This window comes from Streptomyces sp. NPDC002265, from assembly GCF_040296125.1.
Classification (GTDB): Bacteria; Actinomycetota; Actinomycetes; order Streptomycetales; family Streptomycetaceae; genus Streptomyces.
This window is the reverse complement of sequence record NZ_JBEOWS010000077.1, coordinates 13,187-30,995: the sequence shown is the minus strand read 5'-3', so window position 1 is coordinate 30,995 and position 17,809 is coordinate 13,187. Positions and strand designations below refer to the sequence as shown.

Here is a 17,809-nt window from a genome sequence, read left to right as displayed (position 1 = left end):
GCCGGTCGCGCTGCGGGACCGGCGGGCCGTGCCGGGCGCCGGAGCCGGAGCGGCGGCGGGCGTCTGCGCCGCCGGATCCGCGCCGGTACCCGTACCGGGACCAGTAGCCGTACCGGGACCAGTAGCCGTGCCGGGGCCGGTAGGCGTGCCGGGGCCGGTAGGCGTGCCGGGCGTATCCGCGGCCGCACTCGCACCCGCGTTCGCAGCCGCACCCACATCCGCACGCGCACCCGCAGCCGCGTTCGCACCCGCGGCCGTGCCCGCACCTGCGGCCGTGCCCGTCGGGGTCGTCGTGTCTGTCTGGCTGGCCGAGCCCTCCGAGGCCGTACGGGCACGGCGTACCGGGCGTTCGCCGGGGGCGCGGCCCGCGGCGCGGGCCGGACGGGCCGGGGCGGCGGGAAGCCGGCCCTTGAGCGGGCCCCACTCGTTCGGGTCGGGGACCCCCGGGGGAAGCATCTGGCGGCGCTTGGGCCCGCCGTGCTCGGACTCCCCGGGCTCCTTGGCGCCGGGCCAGGCCTTGGCGACCCGCGCCGCCAGGACGAAGTCCTTGCGCAGCGGATGGCCCTCGAAGCCCTCGGGGAGAAGGAGGTGGTCCAGGGCCGGGTGGCCCTCGAAGACGATGCCGAACATCTCGTGGGTCTCGCGCTCGTGCCAGGCGGCACCCGCGTAGACGTCCACGGCGGACGGCAGCACCGGCGACTCGTGCGGGACGGTCGTGCGCACCAGGAGCCGGCGCACCGGCCCCAGGGCCGCCACGTGGGCGCTGACACGGAACCCGGTGCCCGGCTCGTCGACCGCGCTCAGCCAGTCGAAATAGGTGCAGCCCAGTTCGTCGCGGGCGACGTGGAGCGCCGCGGTCCAGGACTCCGGCGGCACGTCGACGGTCAGGACGTCGTACGACTCCTCGGCCGTGGCCCCGGCGCCGAAGAGCTCGTCGGCGGGGGCGGGCAGCCAGCCGGTCGCGGTCATCGGCCCTCACCCGCGGCGACGGGGGCCGGCGGCGGCTGCACCAGCCCGCTCTGGAGAGCGGCCGCGGAGGGCCGCGTGGTCCCGTACCGCTCGGCCAGCGACTCGCGGGCGATCTTCTCCTGGAGTTTCAGGATCCCCTGGAGCAGGGCCTCGGGGCGCGGCGGGCAGCCCGGGACGTAGACGTCCACCGGGATGATCTGGTCGACGCCCTTCGTGACCGAGTACGAGTCCCAGTACGGGCCGCCGCAGTTGGAGCAGGCGCCGAAGGAGATGACGTACTTCGGCTCGGGCATCTGCTCGTACAGACGCTTGACGGCCGGTGCCATCTTGTCCGTGACCGTGCCCGAGACCACCATCAGGTCGGCCTGGCGCGGCCCCGGTGCGAAGGGGATGACGCCGAGGCGGATGAAGTCGTGGCGGGCCATCGAGGCGGCGATGAACTCGATCGCGCAGCAGGCGAGGCCGAAGTTGAAGACCCACAGCGAGTAGCGGCGGCCCCAGTTCAGCACGACCTTCATCGGCTCGGGAGCCAGCCGGGCGAGGGCGCCCAGCCGCTTCGGCTCGGGGAGCGGCACGGGCTCGGGGGAGGCGGGGGTCACGTCCATGTCAGGACGCCCTTCTTGTATGCGTACAGCAGACCCACGGTCAGGAAGCCGAGGAAGATGAACATCTCCACCAGCGTCGTCGCGCCGTATCCATGGTCGGCGAAGACCGTCGCCCATGGGAACAGGAAGATCGAGTCGACGGCGAAGATGACGTACAGGAACGCGTAGACGTAGTAGCGGACCTGGGTGTGGGCCCAGCCCTCGCCGACGGGGTCGACGCCGCACTCGTACGTGAGGAGCTTCTCGGGGGTGGGGACCACCGGGCGGAGCAGCCGGCCCGCCCCGAAGGCGACGGCGACGAACAGCACACCGACGACGGCGAGCAGTCCGACGACCGAATAGGAGTGGAAGTAGTCCGCCGCGACGACGACGGACGGGTCCCGCAGCGTGTCCCGCAACGTCACCGGCAACGTCCCTCGCTCCCTGAACTCGTGACCCTCGTGAACCCTGCGTTCGACGATCTGTACGCACGGGAGTCTAGGCCCTGATAAAGAAGCGGTAAGCAGCCCGTCACGCCTTGAGATCCGACGGCGGGGCCGACGGTGGGGTTTTCCCCCGTCGATCTCGGTGGCCGACCTCATGGCGTCGCGGCGCCGCGCCGGGCACCCTGGCCGGTATGACCGCAGCCATGCCTTCCGACGGCGGAGACGTCACCGGAGACACCCATCACGTCCACGGCCCCCGAAACGCCCGGGACACGCGGGCCCTCCGAAGCGCTCAGGGCACCCAGGGCCCCCAGGGCACCCCGAGCGCGCAGATCGCCGACCCCGGTGACGACGACGGCCGGCTGCCTCCGGCCCGTATCGCCCTCGACCCGCAGACGTGGAAGGAGATCGCGCATCTCCTGGCGAACCTGCCGATGGCACTGCTCGGCTTCGTCTACGTGACGACGGCGCTGCTCGTCAGCAGCGTGCTCACCTTCACCGTGGTCGGGCTGCCGCTGCTGGCGCTGGGGCTGATGGGGTCGCGGCTGCTGGGCCGGTTCGAGCGGGGCCGGGCGCGGGCGCTGCTCGGCATACGGATCGACGAGCCGAGCCCGCTGCCGCTGAAGCGGACGGAGGGGTTCTTCCAGCGGATCTGGATGATGGTGAAGGACCCGGTGGGCTGGCGGGCGGCGCTGTACGACGTCATCCGGCTGCCCTGGGGCATCCTCACCTTCACCATCACGCTGACCTCGCTCTTCGTGCTGTGGCCTGTGCTGCCCTTCCTGGCGCGCGGGCTCACCAACGCGGACCGGGCGATGGTGCGCGCGCTGCTGTCGCCCTCCGACGAGCTGGAGCGGCGCATCGCCGAGCTGGAGTCCGACCGTGGGGTCGTGGTCGACACGGCCGCGGCCGACCTGCGGCGCATCGAACGCGATCTGCACGACGGGGCGCAGGCCCGGCTGGTCAATCTGGCGATGGGGCTCGGCCTGGCGAAGGAGAAGCTGCTGGAGGGACAGGCCGACGAACACGTGGCGGCGATGGTGGAGGAGGCGCACGGCGAGGTGAAGCTGGCGCTCCAGGAGCTGCGCGACCTCGCCCGGGGCATCCACCCGGCCGTGCTCACCGACCGCGGGCTCGACGCCGCGCTGTCGTCGGTCGCCTCGCGCTGCACGGTGCCGGTGAAGGTGACGGCCGAGCTGGCGTCGAGACCCGCCGCGGCCATCGAGGGCATCGCCTATTTCACCGTCTCGGAGCTGCTGCAGAACGTCAGCAAGCACAGCGGGGCGAAGTCGGCGTCGGTCGACGTGTGGCGGGTGGACGACCGGCTGCTCATCCAGGTCTCGGACGACGGCGGCGGGGGCGCGCGGCTCGACGGCGGCAGCGGTATGCGTGGCCTGGCCGAGCGCCTCGGCGCCGTCGACGGACTGTTCGTCGTCGACTCCCCGCCGGGCGGTCCGACGACGGTGACCGCGGAGCTGCCCTGGCGGGAGCGCGCGGAGGACTCCCCGCGCCGGTGACCCCGGCGCGCCGGGGTGGGGATAACCCCCCGCCCAAGACGCCGACGGCCTCCATGTCGCGCTGACCTGCGATCGAGCAGGGTGGGGATACGGGAGCAGGCCCGCCGACCAGCAGAACGGACGACACCGATGGCCAGCGAGTACGGACCGCGGTACGGGCAGGAGTACGGGATGCCCTACGGGCAGGAGCACCGGCAGGGCCACGGCGGCGGCGAGCGGCGCCACCGGCTGCCGGCCGTGCTGCGGGCGCCGTTCGAGGCACGCGCCTGGCGCGAGTTCGGGTACGTCCTGCTGAGCCTGCCGATCAGCATTCTGCTGTTCACGTACGCCGTCACGATGCTCTCGGTCGGCGCGGGACTGCTGGTGACCTTCCTCGGCGTCCCGGTGCTGGCGGCGGGCCTGGCCGGCTGCCGGGGCTTCGGGGCGCTGGAGCGGGCGCGGGCGCGCGGGCTGCTCGGCCTGGAGGTGGCCGAACCCGGGCCGCTGCGGATGCGCGGGCGCGGCGCGTGGGCGTGGATGGGCGCGGTCCTGAAGAGCGGCACGTCGTGGCGGCAGCTGCTGTACGCGGTGCTGCACTTCCCGTGGGCGGTGTTCTCGTTCAGCGTCGCGGTGACCTTCTGGGTGTACGGGTGGGCGACGCTGACGTACCCGCTGTGGTTCTGGGTCTTCCCGATGTACGGCGGTCAGGACGGTCTCCAGCTGTACGGCGACGAGCACCACCGGGTCTACCTCGACAACCCGTTCGAGATCACCGTCACCGCGCTGGTCGGCCTGCTGTTCACGCTGGCCACGCCGTGGATCGTACGGGCGCTGACGCAGGTGGACCGGCTGATGGTGCACGGGCTGCTGGGGCCGTCGCGGCTGGCGTCACGGGTGGTGGAGCTGGAGTCGGACCGGGGTGTCGTCGTCGACACGGCGGCCGCCGACCTGCGGCGCATCGAACGGGACCTGCACGACGGGGCGCAGGCGCGGCTGGTGGCGCTGGCCATGGATCTCGGGCTGGCGAAGGAGAAGCTGACCGAGGACCCGCAGGCGGCGGCACGGATGGTGGACGACGCGCACGGCGAGGTGAAGACGGCGCTCCAGGAGCTGCGCGACCTCGCCCGGGGCATCCACCCGGCCGTGCTCACCGACCGCGGGCTCGACGCCGCGCTGTCGTCGGTCGCCTCGCGCTGCACGGTGCCGGTGCGGGTGCATGTGGACCTGACGGAGCGGCCGGCGCAGGCGATCGAGGGGATCGCCTACTTCACGGTCTCCGAGCTGCTCCAGAACATCAGCAAGCACGCGCGGGCCACGAGCGCGACCGTGGACGTGTGGCGAGCGGAGGACCGGCTGATGCTCCAGGTCCTCGACGACGGGGTCGGTGGAGCGGACGCGTCCACGGGCTCCGGGCTGGCGGGGCTGGCCGGGCGGCTGGACGCGGTGGACGGACTGCTGGTGGTGGACTCGCCGCCCGGGGGGCCGACCCTGGTGACGGCGGAGCTGCCCTGGCGGGGCTGACCCCCGCTCCGACGGCCGGAACCCGGCACCCGCGATCGACCCGGGACAGGGCTCCGTGCAGAACCGAGCAAGACACGACCCCCGTAATCGACAATGCGCCCGAAGGCCGAAAGTCGGCAGCCGGGCGCGTTTTCCCGGCGCCGCGCCGCGGTCGGATCCGATTGCTGGAATGCTGGACGTATACGTACGGGCAGGTACCCGGTGGGGGTACGGCGAGCCGTGCGGATGCCGTCGGGTGACACCGGGCTGTGGGGGGCCGAAGATCGTGGAGGACAGGGTGCGGGTGGTCATCGCCGAGGATTCGGTGCTGCTGCGGGAGGGACTGACCCGGTTGCTGACCGACCGCGGGCACGACGTCGTCGCCGGGGTCGGCGACGCGGAGGCCCTGGTGAAGACCATCACGGAGCTGGACGCGGAGGGCGCGCTGCCGGACGTCGTGGTGGCCGATGTGCGGATGCCCCCGACACACACCGACGAAGGGGTGCGGGCCGCCGTACAGCTGCGCAAGTCGCACCCCGGCCTCGGGGTGCTGGTGCTGTCGCAGTACGTGGAGGAGCGTTACGCCACCGAACTGCTGGCCGGTTCCAGCCGCGGTGTGGGCTATCTGCTCAAGGACCGGGTGGCCGAGGTGCGCGAGTTCGTGGACGCGGTGGTCCGGGTGGCCCAGGGGGGTACGGCACTCGACCCCGAGGTGGTCGCGCAGCTCCTCGGGCGCAGCCGCAAGCAGGACGTGCTCACGGGACTCACCCCGCGGGAGCGGGAGGTCCTCGGGCTGATGGCGGAGGGGCGGACGAACTCCGCGATCGCCCGGCAGCTGGTGGTGAGCGACGGGGCGGTGGAGAAGCACGTCAGCAACATCTTCCTGAAGCTCGGGCTGTCCCCCAGCGACGGGGACCACCGCCGTGTACTCGCCGTGCTCACCTACCTGAACTCGTGACGTACTGACACCGGTGTCCGCACCTGTTTCAGTTGAACGGCCGCATGAACCGGCACACGCACGGAAATGCACCACCCGCACCACACATACCGAGCGCACCACACGTGACAAGCGCACCGCACCGAGCGAACCACCGAACCGTTGCACCACCGCATCACCGCATCACCGCATCACCGCATCACCGCATCACCGCATCACCGCACCACCGCATCACCGCACCACCGCATCACCGCATCACCGCATCAGACAGCGATCGCAGAACGTCTTCAAGGCAAGCGCCGGGGGCGAGTGAACCGTGTCGAGCCGGACCGTCGGGAGAGTGTCACCTCCGGGCGCGCAAGCGCCCCGAAGCGGTGACCGTCGCTCGGATGACCCGGGGAAGGCGCCCCTTGCGGACGTAGGGTTGATTTCGGGAGGGCCTTCGCAAAGGCCGCTCCCAGACAGCCGCCTCGAGGGAGGTCCAGTTCAGTGACCAGCAAGGTCAGCAGCGCAGCGGAACAGGCCGACGGAGCCGTCGTAGGAGAGCAGCGCAAACCGGGCGGGGCGAAGGACGTACAGCGCCTCGACCGGGTGATCATCAGGTTCGCGGGGGACTCCGGTGACGGCATGCAGCTGACCGGGGACCGCTTCACCTCCGAGACCGCGTCGTTCGGGAACGACCTGTCGACGCTGCCGAACTTCCCTGCCGAGATCCGGGCCCCCGCCGGCACCCTGCCCGGTGTGTCCTCCTTCCAGCTGCACTTCGCCGACCACGACATCCTCACTCCGGGGGACGCGCCCAACGTCCTGGTCGCGATGAACCCGGCGGCGCTCAAGGCGAACATCGGGGACGTGCCGCGCGGCGCGGAGATCATCGTCAACACGGACGAATTCACCAAGCGGGCGATGCAGAAGGTGGGGTACGAGACCTCGCCGCTGGAGGACGGATCGCTCGACGGCTACCAGCTCCATACGGTGCCGCTGACGACACTGACCGTCGAGGCACTCAAGGATTTCGACCTCAGTCGCAAGGAAGCCGAGCGCAGCAAGAACATGTTCGCGCTCGGCCTCTTGTCGTGGATGTACCACCGGCCGACCGAGGGCACCGAGAAGTTCCTGACGTCGAAGTTCGCGAAGAAGCCCGACATCGCGGCGGCCAACATCGCCGCCTTCCGCGCGGGGTGGAACTTCGGCGAGACGACCGAGGACTTCGCGGTCTCCTACGAGGTCGCCCCGGCGGCGAAGGCGTTCCCCACCGGTACCTACCGGAACATCTCGGGGAACCTGGCGCTGTCCTACGGGCTCGTCGCCGCGTCCCGCCAGGCGGACCTGCCGCTGTTCCTGGGCTCGTACCCGATCACTCCGGCCTCGGACATCCTGCACGAGCTGAGCCGGCACAAGAACTTCGGCGTACGGACCTTCCAGGCCGAGGACGAGATCGCGGGCATCGGCGCGGCCCTCGGGGCGGCCTTCGGCGGCTCCCTCGCGGTCACCACGACGTCCGGCCCCGGCGTGGCGCTCAAGAGCGAGACGATCGGTCTCGCCGTCTCCCTCGAACTTCCGCTGCTGGTGATCGACATCCAGCGCGGCGGCCCCTCCACCGGTCTGCCGACCAAGACCGAACAGGCCGACCTGCTCCAGGCCATGCACGGCCGCAACGGCGAGGCCCCGGTCCCGGTGGTCGCCCCGCGCACCCCGGCCGACTGCTTCGACGCGGCACTGGAGGCGGCCGGGATGGCGCTGACCTACCGCACGCCCGTCTTCCTGCTCTCCGACGGCTATCTCGCCAACGGCTCCGAGCCCTGGCGCATCCCCGAGCTCGACGAGCTGCCCGACCTGCGGGTGCAGTTCGCCCAGGGCCCCAACCACACCCTGGACGACGGCACCGAGGTCTTCTGGCCGTACAAGCGCGACCCGCAGACCCTCGCCCGCCCCTGGGCGATCCCGGGCACGCCGGGCCTGGAGCACCGTATCGGCGGGATCGAGAAGCAGGACGGCAGCGGCAACATCTCCTACGACCCCGCCAACCACGACTTCATGGTCCGCACCCGGCAGGCCAAGGTCGACGGCATCGACGTCCCCGACCTCGAGGTCGACGACCCGCACGGCGCGAGCACGCTGGTGCTGGGCTGGGGATCGACGTACGGCCCGATCACGGCGGCGGTCCGCCGTCTGCGCGCGGCCGGCGAGTCGGTCGCCCAGGCGCACCTGCGTCATCTCAACCCGTTCCCGCGCAACCTCGGCGCGGTGCTCAGGCACTACGAGAAGGTGGTGATCCCCGAGATGAACCTCGGGCAGCTCGCCACGCTCGTCCGGGCGAAGTACCTGGTCGACGCCCATTCGTACAACCAGGTCAACGGCATGCCGTTCAAGGCGGAGCAGCTCGCCACGGCGCTCAAGGAGGCCATCGATGGCTGAGACGTCCACGGAAGGCACGGGCACGATCGAGGCACTTTCGCTCGTCCCCAAGGCCGAGGCCAGGCAGTCCATGAAGGACTTCAAGTCCGATCAGGAAGTGCGCTGGTGCCCCGGCTGCGGTGACTACGCGATCCTGGCCGCCGTGCAGGGCTTCATGCCCGAGCTCGGTCTGGCCAGGGAGAACATCGTCTTCGTCTCGGGCATCGGCTGCTCGTCGCGCTTCCCGTACTACATGAACACGTACGGCATGCACTCCATCCACGGCCGCGCGCCCGCGATCGCGACGGGCCTCGCCTCCAGCAGGCGCGACCTGAGCGTGTGGGTGGTCACGGGTGACGGTGACGCGCTGTCGATCGGCGGCAACCACCTGATCCACGCCCTGCGCCGCAACGTCAACCTCAAGATCCTGCTCTTCAACAACCGGATCTACGGCCTGACCAAGGGCCAGTACAGCCCGACGTCCGAGGTCGGCAAGATCACCAAGTCGACGCCGATGGGCTCCCTGGACGCCCCCTTCAACCCGGTGTCCCTGGCCCTGGGCGCGGAGGCGTCGTTCGTGGCCCGCACGATCGACTCCGACCGCAAGCATCTGACGGAGGTGCTGCGGCAGGCCGCCGCGCACCCCGGCACGGCGCTCGTGGAGATCTACCAGAACTGCAACATCTTCAACGACGGCGCCTTCGAGGCCCTGAAGGACCGGCAGTCGGCCCAGGAGGCGCTGATCCGCCTCGAACACGGGCAGCCGATCCGCTTCGGGGCGGACGGTTCGCGCGGTGTCGTACGCGACCGGCGCACCGGTGATCTGACGGTGGTCACCGTGACCCCGGAGAACGAGGCGGACATCCTGGTCCACGACGCCCACCTCGCGTCCCCGACCACCGCCTTCGCCCTCTCCAGGCTGGCCGACCCGGACACGCTGCACCACACCCCGATCGGTGTGCTGCGCTCGGTGGAGCGGCCGGTCTACGACACGCAGATGGCCGACCAGCTGGACACGGCGATCGAGCAGAACGGCAAGGGGGACCTGGCGGCGCTGCTGGCGGGCGGCGACACCTGGACCGTCGTCGGCTGACCGGGTCGAGGATTCCCGACCGGGCCCGGACCGTCAGGTCCGGGCCCGGCCGTCGTCGTGAGCGCGGCCGTCGTCGTGGGCGCGGCCCGGCGTCGTCGTGGGTGCGGCCCGGGCTTCAGGTCCGGGCCCCGTCGTAGGCGCGGCGCGCCTTCTCCACGTCGTCCATCCGCCGATGGGTCCACATCGCCAGCGAGCGCACCTGCTCCGCGGCCTCGCGCCCCAGATCGGTCAGGGAGTAGTCGACGCGCGGCGGGATGACCGGCTTGGCGTCCCGGTGCACCAGACCGTCCCGCTCCAGGGTCTGCAGCGTCTGCGTCAGCATCTTCTCGCTGACCCGGCCGATCGCCCGGCGCAGCTCGCTGAAGCGGTACGGGCGGTCCAGCAGCTCGATCAGGACGAGCACACCCCAGCGGCTGGTGACGTGCTCCAGGACCAGCCGGTAGGGACACATCTCCTCGGTGACGGTGTACTTGCCGGTCACAGGGCCGCCCGGCGCGCCTGCCGCGCTCACTGCATCTACTGCACTTACTGCCATGTGGGTACCTTACTTCAAAGTGGGTACTTTCGCAGAGTTAGCGCTCCTTCTAGGGTTGACGGCATCGCACCCCACAAGGAGATCCAGATCATGAGCATCGTCGTCACCGGAGCCACCGGACACCTCGGCCGCCACGTCGTGGAGCAACTGCTGGAGAAGGTCCCGGCCGAGCAGATCACCGCCGTCGTACGCGACGAGGCGAAGGGCGCCGACCTGGCCGCCCGGGGCGTACGGCTGGCGGTCGCCGACTACAACGCGCCCGAGACCTTCGACGGCCTCTTCGCGGCCGGCGACAAGGTGCTGCTGATCTCCGGCAACGAGTTCGACAAGGGCCGCGTCCGGCAGCACCAGGTCGTCATCGACGCGGCCGCCGCGGCCGGTGTCGCCCTGCTCGCCTACACCAGCGCCCCCGGTAGCCTGACCGCGGCACTCGCCGACGACCACCGCGCCACCGAGCAGGTCCTGCTCGCCTCCGGCCTGCCCTACGTTTTGCTGCGCAACGGCTGGTACCACGAGAACTACACCGAGAACCTGGCCCCGGTGCTGGAGCACTCCGCCGTCGTCCAGGCGGCCGGCGAGGGTCGGCTGACCTCCGCGTCGCGCGCCGACTACGCGGCTGCCGCCGTGGCCGTGCTGACCGGCGAGGGGCACGAGAACGCGACGTACGAGCTGGGCGGCGACGAGACCTGGGGCTTCGCCGACTACGCGGCGGAGCTGAGCCGGCAGACCGGCAGGGAGATCACCTACACCCCCGTCTCCGTCGAGGCCTACGGCGAGATCCTGACCGGGGCAGGGCTCCCGGGGCCGTTCGTCGCGATCCTGGCCGGGGTGGACGCGTCCATCGAGAAGGGCGAGCTGGCCGTCACCTCCGGCGACCTCTCCCGGCTGACCGGCCGCCCGGCCACCCCGCTGGCCGAGGCCGTCGCCGCCGCGCTCAAGGACTGACCGCGACACCGCGTCCCCGACCGCACCTCCGCCCCCCGTCATGACCGTATGGCGATACGGGCATGACAGGCGGAGGCGGTCGGCGCTACCTTCTGCGTACACGCGCCCGCGTGTACGAGCGAGAAGGAGGGGCCCGTGGCCGAACAGTCGAGGGGCGAGCAGCGGGTGGGTCTGCTGAACGGCTTCGCGGCCTACGGGATGTGGGGGCTCGTCCCCCTCTTCTGGCCCCTGCTGAAGCCCGCCGGCTCGGTGGAGATACTCGCCCACCGGATGGCCTGGTCCCTGGTCTTCGTCGCCGTCGCACTGGTCTTCGTGCGGCGCTGGGCCTGGGCCGGCGAGCTGCTGCGCCAGCCGCGCAGGCTGGCGCTGGTCGTCCTGGCCGCCGCGGTCATCACCGTGAACTGGGGCATCTACATCTGGGCCGTGAACAGCGGGCACGTGGTCGAGGCCTCGCTCGGCTACTTCATCAACCCGCTGGTCACCATCGCGATGGGCGTGCTGCTGCTGAAGGAGCGGCTGCGGCCCGTGCAGTGGGCGGCCGTCGGCATCGGCGCCGCCGCCGTCCTGGTCCTCACCATCGGCTACGGCAGCCCGCCCTGGATCTCCCTCACGCTCGCCTTCTCCTTCGCCACCTACGGGCTGGTCAAGAAGAAGGTCAACCTCGGCGGTGTCGAGTCGCTGGCCGCCGAGACCGCGATCCAGTTCCTGCCCGCGCTCGGCTATCTGCTGTGGCTGTCGGCGCGGGGCGGGTCCACCTTCACGAGCGAGGGCGTGGGGCACTCCGCCCTGCTCGCCTCGACCGGCATCGTCACCGCGCTGCCCCTCGTGTGCTTCGGCGCGGCCGCGATCCGGGTGCCCCTGTCCACGCTGGGCCTGCTCCAGTACATGGCCCCGGTCTTCCAGTTCCTGCTCGGCGTCCTGTACTTCGGCGAGGCCATGCCGCCCGAGCGCTGGGCCGGCTTCGCGCTGGTCTGGCTGGCCCTGGCCCTGCTCACCTGGAACGCGCTGCGCGCCGCGCGCCGCACCGCGCGGCTCAGGGCCGGGATCCCGGCGGGGGCGGGTACGGAGGCGGGAACCGGAACGGGGACGGCAACCGGCGCGGCAGCCGGAGCGAGCGTCGTCGTGGCCGGATCCGGAACCGTCACCGCAGCCGTCGCCGAACCCGAAGCCGGAGCGGATGCCGGAGCCGAGGCCGGGACGGGGACCGTCGTGCGTGGGACCGCCGCGTCCGGCACCACCCCAGTGGACGCCTGACCGGCACCACCCCAGTGGACGCCTGACCGGCACCACCCCAGTGGACGCCTGACCGGCACCACCCCAGTGGACGCCTGACCGGCACCACCCCCGTGGACGCCTGACCGGCACCACGCCCGTGGGCGCCTGACCGGCAGCGGTCGCGGGCGCGCCATTGCGCAACGGTGCCGGGCGCCCGGCCGCAGGTGCCGTTATAAGTGTTGAACATGACGCAGACGACCGCTCCCGCCCCGCTGCACTGGAAACTCGTCATCGACGCGCTCGACCCGCACACCCAGGCCGACTTCTGGTCCGCCGCGCTCCACTACACGGTCGAGGACAACAGCGCCCTCGTCGAGCGCCTGCTGGAGGCCGGTGCCCTGCCGGGCGCGGCCACCGTGGAGTTCCACGGCCGTCCCGCCTTCCGGGACCTGATCGCCGTACGCCATCCGGAGGATCTGTACGACGAGGACAGCGGGACCGGACGCGGGCGGCGGCTGCTGTTCCAGCGGGTGCCGGAGACGAAGTCCGGCAAGAACCGGCTGCACCTCGATCTGCACCCGGGCCGGGACCGGCGGGCGGAGGAGGTGCAGCGGCTGCTGAAGCTGGGGGCGAGCGTGCTGCGCGAGGTCGACGAGCCCGGCGGCACCTGGGTGGTCATGGCCGACCCGGAGGGCAACGAGTTCTGCGTGCAGTGACACCGGCCCGCCTCCCGCCGCACGGGCGGTCGTCCGTCCTTCGGGTCTCCGTCTACCGGTCGTCCGGCTATCGGGCGTCCGGGTTGCGGGCCGCCCGCTCGGCGAGGCGGTTCATCCGGGTACGGGCGGACTCCAGCGGACCGAGGTCCTCGGCGGCCGGCCCGTCCTCGAACGTGAGCTCGGTCCACAGGCCGAGCAGCTCCTGCCCCAGCTGCAGGCCCTGCACGGGTTCACGCACCGCCCGCCAGGCCGCGGCCGCGCTCTGGACATTGCCGTAGGCGGCCTCCGCGTCCCCGGCCCGGCGATGGACCCGGGACAGGTCGAGGGAGAGGTGGAAGGCACGGAGCGGGTCGCCCGCGAGGTAGGCGATGTACGCCGTGAGTTCGAGCAGTCGGAGCACCTCGGGGTGTTCCGGCCCGAGCGTTCCCGACGCCTCGGCCACTGTCCGCTCCGCCAGCGCCGCCGCCACATCGATCTGCCCCGCCTTCACCGCACCGCTGATCCGTGCGATCGGCTCGGCGAGGAGGGCGGGGGCGTCGGCGCCCGCGGATCCGGCCGGCGGTTCGTCCCCGAGTACGGCCTCGGCAACCGCGTCGAAGCCCCGGGCAGGGGTCGGTTTGGGGTCGGGGTCGGGAACGGCGTAGGGGTCGAGGTGCGGTTCCGGCGCACCGCCGAGGGGCGCCCCGAAAGCGGATGCGGAGGCGGGACTGCGAGGTTCGGCGGCGGGCGGCAGGGCCGCGGGGGCCGGAGTCGGCAAGGGGGTCAGCGGCCCGGGCAGGGGCGAGGGGCCCGGCGCGGGTGCGGGGGCCGGGGGGCCGTCCATGGCGGGCGGCGGGCCGAACTCGCCCGTCGGGGCCACGGCCGTGCCGTAGGGCGTCGCCGGCGGCGGCTCCGACACCACGCGGAGACGGAAGGTCGGAGCCGGGTCGTCCAGCCGCGACGGCGACTGCGGGTGCGAGCGGGGCCCCGACTGCGCCGGGTCCGGCTGGTCCGCCTGCGGTGCGTGGTCCGGCAGCGCGCGCAGGAGATGGGTCGGCTGCTCCCGACGGACCGGCACGGCGTCCTCCGGCTGCCAGGCCGGGGTGACGGGGGCGGCCGGGACAGCCGGGGCGACCCGAGCGGCAGGGGCAGGGGCCGGGGCAGCCGGAGGCTCGGCGGCGGGCGCGGGGACGTCCTTCGGCGGTGCGGTGCGGGCGGGCTCCCCCGCGAAGTGGCTGGCGCCGTCCAGATCCACTCGAAGGGGGACGACGTAACCGATGCGATCGTCCTGGACCATGGCGACCACCGGATGTCCGGTGGCGAGGGCGATGCGGTGGAGATGGCTCAGCACGGCGTGCTGGACCTCCTCGCCGGGCGCCGGGAGGACCGGTACGCCGCCGATCGACGCACCGCCCAGGCCCGGTCCGGACGCCGGCACCCGGACGTCCAGGGGCGCCACCACGGGCGACGCGGGGTCCGCGGAGCGCGCGGAGCGCTTCTCTTCGCGCTTCTTCTCGCGGCTGAGTCGAGACATCGCTTCCCTCACTCGGATGCGTCGGGGAGTCGGCGGGCGGCGCGAGCCGGTGCCGTGGGTTCCGCAGCTTCCATGGTGCTCCTTCCCGACGCCGGACCACCGCTCCCCCGGCGGCAGGATCCAGTCGTGCACATACTGTCGAGTCTCTCCGCCCACTTACGGTGCATGCGTCACCACGACGTCACAGACTCGTCCCAGGACCCCGCCCGCGGTGCCGGACGCGTCACGGGCGGAGCCACGACGCCCGGGACCGGGGGGCGACCGGGACCGAGACCGAGACCGACGAGTGAGGAGCACGGGGATGCCGAACGGCGGCGCACGGCAGGGGCCGGAGATCTGGATCCGGGGTCCGGTGAGCCCGCCTGAGGACGTGCAGGAATCGCGGGGCGCGCGGGACCCGCAGGAGGGGTACGGGCCCGGACACGTCCACGGCATCCACCGGCGCTTCTCCTGGGTGGCCACGCACGGCGGCGCGGGCACCTCCACGCTCGCCGCGGTCTACGGCGGCCAGGACTGCGGGCGCGACTGGCCCGGCCCGGACGATCCGCCGTCGGTGCTGCTGGTCGCCCGGACGCATGCGGCGGGGCTGGACGCCGTACTGCGCACCCTGGAGGTCTTCCGTCTCGGGGAGGCTCCCATGGGGCTCGACCTGGACTCCGTAGTGCTCGTCGCGGACGCGCCGGGCCGGCTGCCGCGGCCCCTCGCCCAGCGGGTCGCACGGATCGAGTCGGTCATCGACGTGCACCGCGTGCCCTGGGTGCCTGCCTGGCGCGTCGGCGACCTGGGCGGGGAACCGCCGCGGGAAACCCGGGCACTGATCCGGCTGACGGAGTACAGTTGCACGTGCATGTAATGCAGACGCATTCATTGCAGGCGCCGCATGTACCTGTCGTCAGCCGACTCTCCTGGGGGAGCAATGGGCCGCCGTTTCCTGTTCGTACTGGGCAGCAGCCGCACCGAGGGCAACACCGAACTGCTGGCCCGCCGGGCCGCCGAGCAACTGCCCGCGGACGTGGAGCAGGAGTGGTTCAGCCTCCTCGAACGGCCGCTGGCGGACTTCGAGGACCGGCGGCACCCGGGCGGCCGCCCCGGCGCCGACGGCACCCCGGCCGGCGGCGGGACCGAGGCCAACGCGGCGGCGCTGCTCGACGCCACACTCGCCGCGACGGACATCGTGATCGCGTCGCCGCTGTACTGGTACTCGGTGTCCGGCCCCACCAAGCGCTACCTGGACCACTGGTCGGGCTGGCTGCGCACCCCCGGCATCGACTTCCGGGCGACCCTCGCCGGACGCACCCTCTGGGGGGTCACCGCGCTCGCGGACGCCGAGCCGGTCGTCGCCGACCCGCTGATCGGCACGCTCAACAACGCGGCCGCGTACCTGAAGATGCGGTTCGGCGGGGTCCTGCTCGGCAACGGCAGCGACCGCGGCGACGTGCTGAAGGACACCGCGGCGCTGACGCGCGCGAAGACGTTCTTCGCACGCGAGGCGCCGCTCGCCCGCTTCCCGTTCGAGGACGCGTGACACGCCCTCTCCCAACGGGCTAGGTACTGATGTCCTTCGTCGTGAAGCGGGCCCACGCGGCGGTGCCGAACACCGCCGCGTACAGCCCCTGGAGGCCGAGGTTCTTCACCAGGTCGTCCCAGTAGACCGGTTCGCGCATCAGGTCGGCGAAGGACAGCCAGTAGTGCGAGAACAGGTACGGCTGGATCGCGTGCAGCTGTGGGATCTGGTCGACGATCTGAACGGTGATCAGCAGGCCCACGGTCGTCGCCATGGCCGCGATACCGCTGCCGGTCAGGGTCGACACGAACAGGCCGAGCGCCGCGACGCCGACCAGTGAGGCGGCGACGACCAGGGCGATCAGCACCGCCCGGCCCAGGCCCTCGGCGAACGAGATCCGGGTGCCGGAGATCGTCGTCAGATCACCGAGCGGGAAGAGCAGGGCCCCGATCACCATCGCCGAGGTGGCGACGACGAGCGTGGCCACCAGGCAGAAGGCGATCGTGGTCGCGTACTTGGTGAGCAGCAGGCGGGTGCGGCCGGCGGGCGCCACCAGGAGGTAGCGGAGCGTCCCGGCGCTCGCCTCGCCCGCGATCGCGTCGCCCGCGACCACCCCGACCGCCATCGGCAGGAAGAACGGAAGCGTCGCGGCCAGCGCCGTGAACACCAGGAACAGACCGTTGTTGGTGATCTGCGCGATGAACGCCGGCCCGCCGCCGCCTCCGCGCCCGGCCGGGGACCCGTCGCCGGTCTCGATCCTGACCGCGATCCCGACCAGGACCGGCACGGCCGCCAGCACACCCAGCAGGGCGAGCGTGCGCCAGCGCCGGAAGGTGGTCGCCAGTTCGCTGCCCAGCAGTCCGAAGGTCCACAACGGGCCGGGCCGCCGGGGTACGCCCACCGCGCCGGCCGGGACGGCCGCCTCAACCCGCGACATCGAACCCCTCCCCCGTCAGGGCCACGAACGCGTCCTCCAGCGAGGCCCGTTCGACCCCGAAGCCACGCACCCGGACACCGGCGGTCACCAGTGCCGCGTTCACCTCGGCGAGATCCCTCTCCGGTGGTTCGCCGCTCACCCGGTCCTCCGCCACGACGATGTCGCCGACGCCCTGCTCCTTCAGCACCCGGGCCGCGTCGCCGGGGTCGGGCGTGGTCACCACCAGCCGGCCGCGCGCCCCCGCGGCCAGGTCGGAGACGGCTCCCTGGGTGACGAGCCTCCCCTGCGCCATCACCGCGGCATGCGTGCACACCTGCTCGATCTCGTCGAGCAGGTGCGAGGAGAGGAAGACGGTCGTGCCGTCGGAGGCCAGTTCCCGCACCAGGGCCCGGATCTCCCGCATGCCCTGCGGGTCGAGACCGTTGGTCGGCTCGTCCAGGACGAGCAGCCGGCGCGGCTGGAGGAGCGCCGCCGCCAGACCGAGCCGCTGTTTCATGCCGAGGGAGTACGCCCTCGCCTTCTTGCCCGCCGCGGCCGACAGGCCCACCCGGTCCAGCGCCCGCGCGACGCGGGCACGCCGGGTGCGCGGGTCGGCCGTCGGGTCGGCGGCGTCGTACCTCGTCAGGTTGTCGCGGCCGGAGAGGAAGCCGTAGAGGGCGGGGCCCTCGATGAGGGCCCCGACCTGGGGAAGCACGGCGCGCGCGGCTTGGGGCATGGGCTGCCCCAGCACCCGTGCCGTGCCCGAGGTGGGCGCGATCAGACCCATCAGCATGCGGATGGTGGTGGTCTTGCCGGAGCCGTTCGGGCCGAGGAAGCCGAAGACGCTGCCCGCCGGGACGGTCAGGTCCAGACCGTCCACGGCGAGCTGTCCGCCGCGGTAGCGCTTGGTCAGGCCGCGGGTGTCGATGACCCCGGCACCGGCATGCGCACCGGCACCGGCGTCGGCATCCGCGTCCCGCGGGGGCGGTTGCGTGGCGGACGGCTCGTCCATCGGCTCCCTCGTTTCGTCGTACCCGCCTCGG

The 17,809-nt window shown here is 72.3% G+C and carries 17 protein-coding genes; 10 read left to right on the top strand and 7 right to left on the bottom strand.

The window, feature by feature from the left end:
- The 3 genes from ABT085_RS16425 to ABT085_RS16415 all read right to left on the bottom strand — a co-directional run.
- Nucleotides 1-969, bottom strand: a 969-nt coding sequence (locus ABT085_RS16425) for an NADH-quinone oxidoreductase subunit C (RefSeq protein WP_351607364.1), incomplete at its 3' end; no start/stop codon positions are given.
- A complete protein-coding gene (locus ABT085_RS16420) occupies nucleotides 966-1,574 on the bottom strand; it encodes an NADH-quinone oxidoreductase subunit B (RefSeq protein ID WP_351607362.1) in 609 nt (202 codons plus the stop codon). The genes ABT085_RS16425 and ABT085_RS16420, both read right to left, overlap by 4 nt.
- Nucleotides 1,565-1,978 (bottom strand): NADH-quinone oxidoreductase subunit A, encoded by a 414-nt coding sequence (locus ABT085_RS16415; RefSeq protein WP_384730687.1) that lies wholly within the window; start codon nucleotides 1,976-1,978, stop codon nucleotides 1,565-1,567. Before ABT085_RS16415 ends, ABT085_RS16420 begins: the two co-directional genes overlap by 10 nt.
- A 212-nt stretch (nucleotides 1,979-2,190) precedes the next feature.
- On the opposite strand from ABT085_RS16415, the gene ABT085_RS16410 reads away from it, so the two are divergent.
- The 5 genes from ABT085_RS16410 (at nucleotide 2,191) to ABT085_RS16390 (ending at nucleotide 9,422) form a co-directional block, all read left to right on the top strand.
- On the top strand, nucleotides 2,191-3,516 hold the full coding sequence (locus ABT085_RS16410) for a sensor histidine kinase (protein ID WP_351607359.1): 1,326 nt from the start codon (nucleotides 2,191-2,193) through the stop codon (nucleotides 3,514-3,516).
- Nucleotides 3,517-3,645: 129 nt separating this feature from the next.
- A complete protein-coding gene (locus ABT085_RS16405; protein ID WP_351607356.1) occupies nucleotides 3,646-5,016 on the top strand; it encodes a sensor histidine kinase in 1,371 nt (456 codons plus the stop codon).
- A gap of 277 nt (nucleotides 5,017-5,293) precedes the next feature.
- Nucleotides 5,294-5,953 carry a LuxR C-terminal-related transcriptional regulator gene (locus ABT085_RS16400; RefSeq protein WP_351607368.1) on the top strand — a complete coding sequence of 220 codons (660 nt, stop codon included), beginning with the start codon at nucleotides 5,294-5,296 and terminating at the stop codon, nucleotides 5,951-5,953.
- Nucleotides 5,954-6,421: 468 nt separating this feature from the next.
- Complete coding sequence (locus ABT085_RS16395) at nucleotides 6,422-8,350, top strand: 2-oxoacid:acceptor oxidoreductase subunit alpha (RefSeq protein WP_351607353.1); 1,929 nt, start codon at nucleotides 6,422-6,424, stop codon at nucleotides 8,348-8,350.
- Nucleotides 8,343-9,422 carry a 2-oxoacid:ferredoxin oxidoreductase subunit beta gene (locus ABT085_RS16390; protein WP_351607345.1) on the top strand — a complete coding sequence of 360 codons (1,080 nt, stop codon included), beginning with the start codon at nucleotides 8,343-8,345 and terminating at the stop codon, nucleotides 9,420-9,422. Before ABT085_RS16395 ends, ABT085_RS16390 begins: the two co-directional genes overlap by 8 nt.
- A gap of 115 nt (nucleotides 9,423-9,537) precedes the next feature.
- On the opposite strand, the gene ABT085_RS16385 is transcribed toward ABT085_RS16390, so the two are convergent.
- Nucleotides 9,538-9,957, bottom strand: coding sequence for a winged helix-turn-helix transcriptional regulator (locus tag ABT085_RS16385; RefSeq protein ID WP_502982741.1), 420 nt, complete (start codon nucleotides 9,955-9,957; stop codon nucleotides 9,538-9,540).
- Nucleotides 9,958-10,047: 90 nt separating this feature from the next.
- On the opposite strand from ABT085_RS16385, the gene ABT085_RS16380 reads away from it, so the two are divergent.
- The 3 genes from ABT085_RS16380 to ABT085_RS16370 all read left to right on the top strand — a co-directional run bounded on the left by ABT085_RS16380 (nucleotide 10,048) and on the right by ABT085_RS16370 (nucleotide 12,833).
- On the top strand, nucleotides 10,048-10,902 hold the full coding sequence (locus ABT085_RS16380; RefSeq protein WP_351607342.1) for an NAD(P)H-binding protein: 855 nt from the start codon (nucleotides 10,048-10,050) through the stop codon (nucleotides 10,900-10,902).
- Between the two features lie 135 nt (nucleotides 10,903-11,037).
- A complete protein-coding gene (rarD, locus tag ABT085_RS16375; RefSeq protein ID WP_351607339.1) occupies nucleotides 11,038-12,156 on the top strand; it encodes an EamA family transporter RarD in 1,119 nt (372 codons plus the stop codon).
- A 206-nt stretch (nucleotides 12,157-12,362) separates the two neighbouring features.
- Nucleotides 12,363-12,833: a VOC family protein gene (locus tag ABT085_RS16370; protein ID WP_351607337.1), complete on the top strand. Its 471-nt coding sequence runs from the start codon at nucleotides 12,363-12,365 to the stop codon at nucleotides 12,831-12,833.
- Nucleotides 12,834-12,900: 67 nt separating this feature from the next.
- On the opposite strand, the gene ABT085_RS16365 is transcribed toward ABT085_RS16370, so the two are convergent.
- The gene (locus ABT085_RS16365; RefSeq protein ID WP_351607334.1) at nucleotides 12,901-14,346 is read right to left on the bottom strand and encodes a tetratricopeptide repeat protein; all 1,446 of its coding nucleotides are present in this window, start codon (nucleotides 14,344-14,346) and stop codon (nucleotides 12,901-12,903) included.
- Nucleotides 14,347-14,647: 301 nt separating this feature from the next.
- Between ABT085_RS16365 and ABT085_RS16360 the strand changes: the two genes are divergently transcribed.
- On the top strand, nucleotides 14,648-15,199 hold the full coding sequence (locus ABT085_RS16360; RefSeq protein WP_351607331.1) for a DUF6668 family protein: 552 nt from the start codon (nucleotides 14,648-14,650) through the stop codon (nucleotides 15,197-15,199).
- A gap of 63 nt (nucleotides 15,200-15,262) precedes the next feature.
- Entirely contained in the window at nucleotides 15,263-15,871 is a 609-nt protein-coding gene (locus tag ABT085_RS16355; protein ID WP_351607328.1) for a flavodoxin family protein, read from the top strand.
- 19 nt (nucleotides 15,872-15,890) lie between these two features.
- Here the strand turns inward: ABT085_RS16355 and ABT085_RS16350 are convergent, their stop codons facing one another.
- Together ABT085_RS16350 and ABT085_RS16345 are read right to left on the bottom strand one after the other, a co-directional pair.
- Nucleotides 15,891-16,787 carry an ABC transporter permease gene (locus ABT085_RS16350; protein ID WP_351607325.1) on the bottom strand — a complete coding sequence of 299 codons (897 nt, stop codon included), beginning with the start codon at nucleotides 16,785-16,787 and terminating at the stop codon, nucleotides 15,891-15,893.
- Entirely contained in the window at nucleotides 16,774-17,778 is a 1,005-nt protein-coding gene (locus ABT085_RS16345; protein ID WP_351607322.1) for an ABC transporter ATP-binding protein, read from the bottom strand. Before ABT085_RS16345 ends, ABT085_RS16350 begins: the two co-directional genes overlap by 14 nt.
- Between the last annotated feature and the right edge of the window lie 31 nt (nucleotides 17,779-17,809).

Excerpts from the sequence above, each read along its gene's own strand:
- ABT085_RS16420 (WP_351607362.1), bottom strand. The coding sequence starts at position 1,574 with ATGGACGTGACCCCCGCCTCCCCCGAGCCCGTGCCGCTCCCCGAGCCG.
- ABT085_RS16410 (WP_351607359.1), top strand. The coding sequence starts at position 2,191 with ATGACCGCAGCCATGCCTTCCGACGGCGGAGACGTCACCGGAGACACC.
- ABT085_RS16405 (WP_351607356.1), top strand. The coding sequence starts at position 3,646 with ATGGCCAGCGAGTACGGACCGCGGTACGGGCAGGAGTACGGGATGCCC.
- ABT085_RS16390 (WP_351607345.1), top strand. The coding sequence starts at position 8,343 with ATGGCTGAGACGTCCACGGAAGGCACGGGCACGATCGAGGCACTTTCG.
- ABT085_RS16385 (WP_502982741.1), bottom strand. The coding sequence starts at position 9,957 with ATGGCAGTAAGTGCAGTAGATGCAGTGAGCGCGGCAGGCGCGCCGGGC.
- ABT085_RS16380 (WP_351607342.1), top strand. The coding sequence starts at position 10,048 with ATGAGCATCGTCGTCACCGGAGCCACCGGACACCTCGGCCGCCACGTC.
- ABT085_RS16370 (WP_351607337.1), top strand. The coding sequence starts at position 12,363 with ATGACGCAGACGACCGCTCCCGCCCCGCTGCACTGGAAACTCGTCATC.
- ABT085_RS16365 (WP_351607334.1), bottom strand. The coding sequence starts at position 14,346 with ATGTCTCGACTCAGCCGCGAGAAGAAGCGCGAAGAGAAGCGCTCCGCG.
- ABT085_RS16360 (WP_351607331.1), top strand. The coding sequence starts at position 14,648 with ATGCCGAACGGCGGCGCACGGCAGGGGCCGGAGATCTGGATCCGGGGT.
- ABT085_RS16355 (WP_351607328.1), top strand. The coding sequence starts at position 15,263 with ATGGGCCGCCGTTTCCTGTTCGTACTGGGCAGCAGCCGCACCGAGGGC.
- ABT085_RS16350 (WP_351607325.1), bottom strand. The coding sequence starts at position 16,787 with ATGTCGCGGGTTGAGGCGGCCGTCCCGGCCGGCGCGGTGGGCGTACCC.
- ABT085_RS16345 (WP_351607322.1), bottom strand. The coding sequence starts at position 17,778 with ATGGACGAGCCGTCCGCCACGCAACCGCCCCCGCGGGACGCGGATGCC.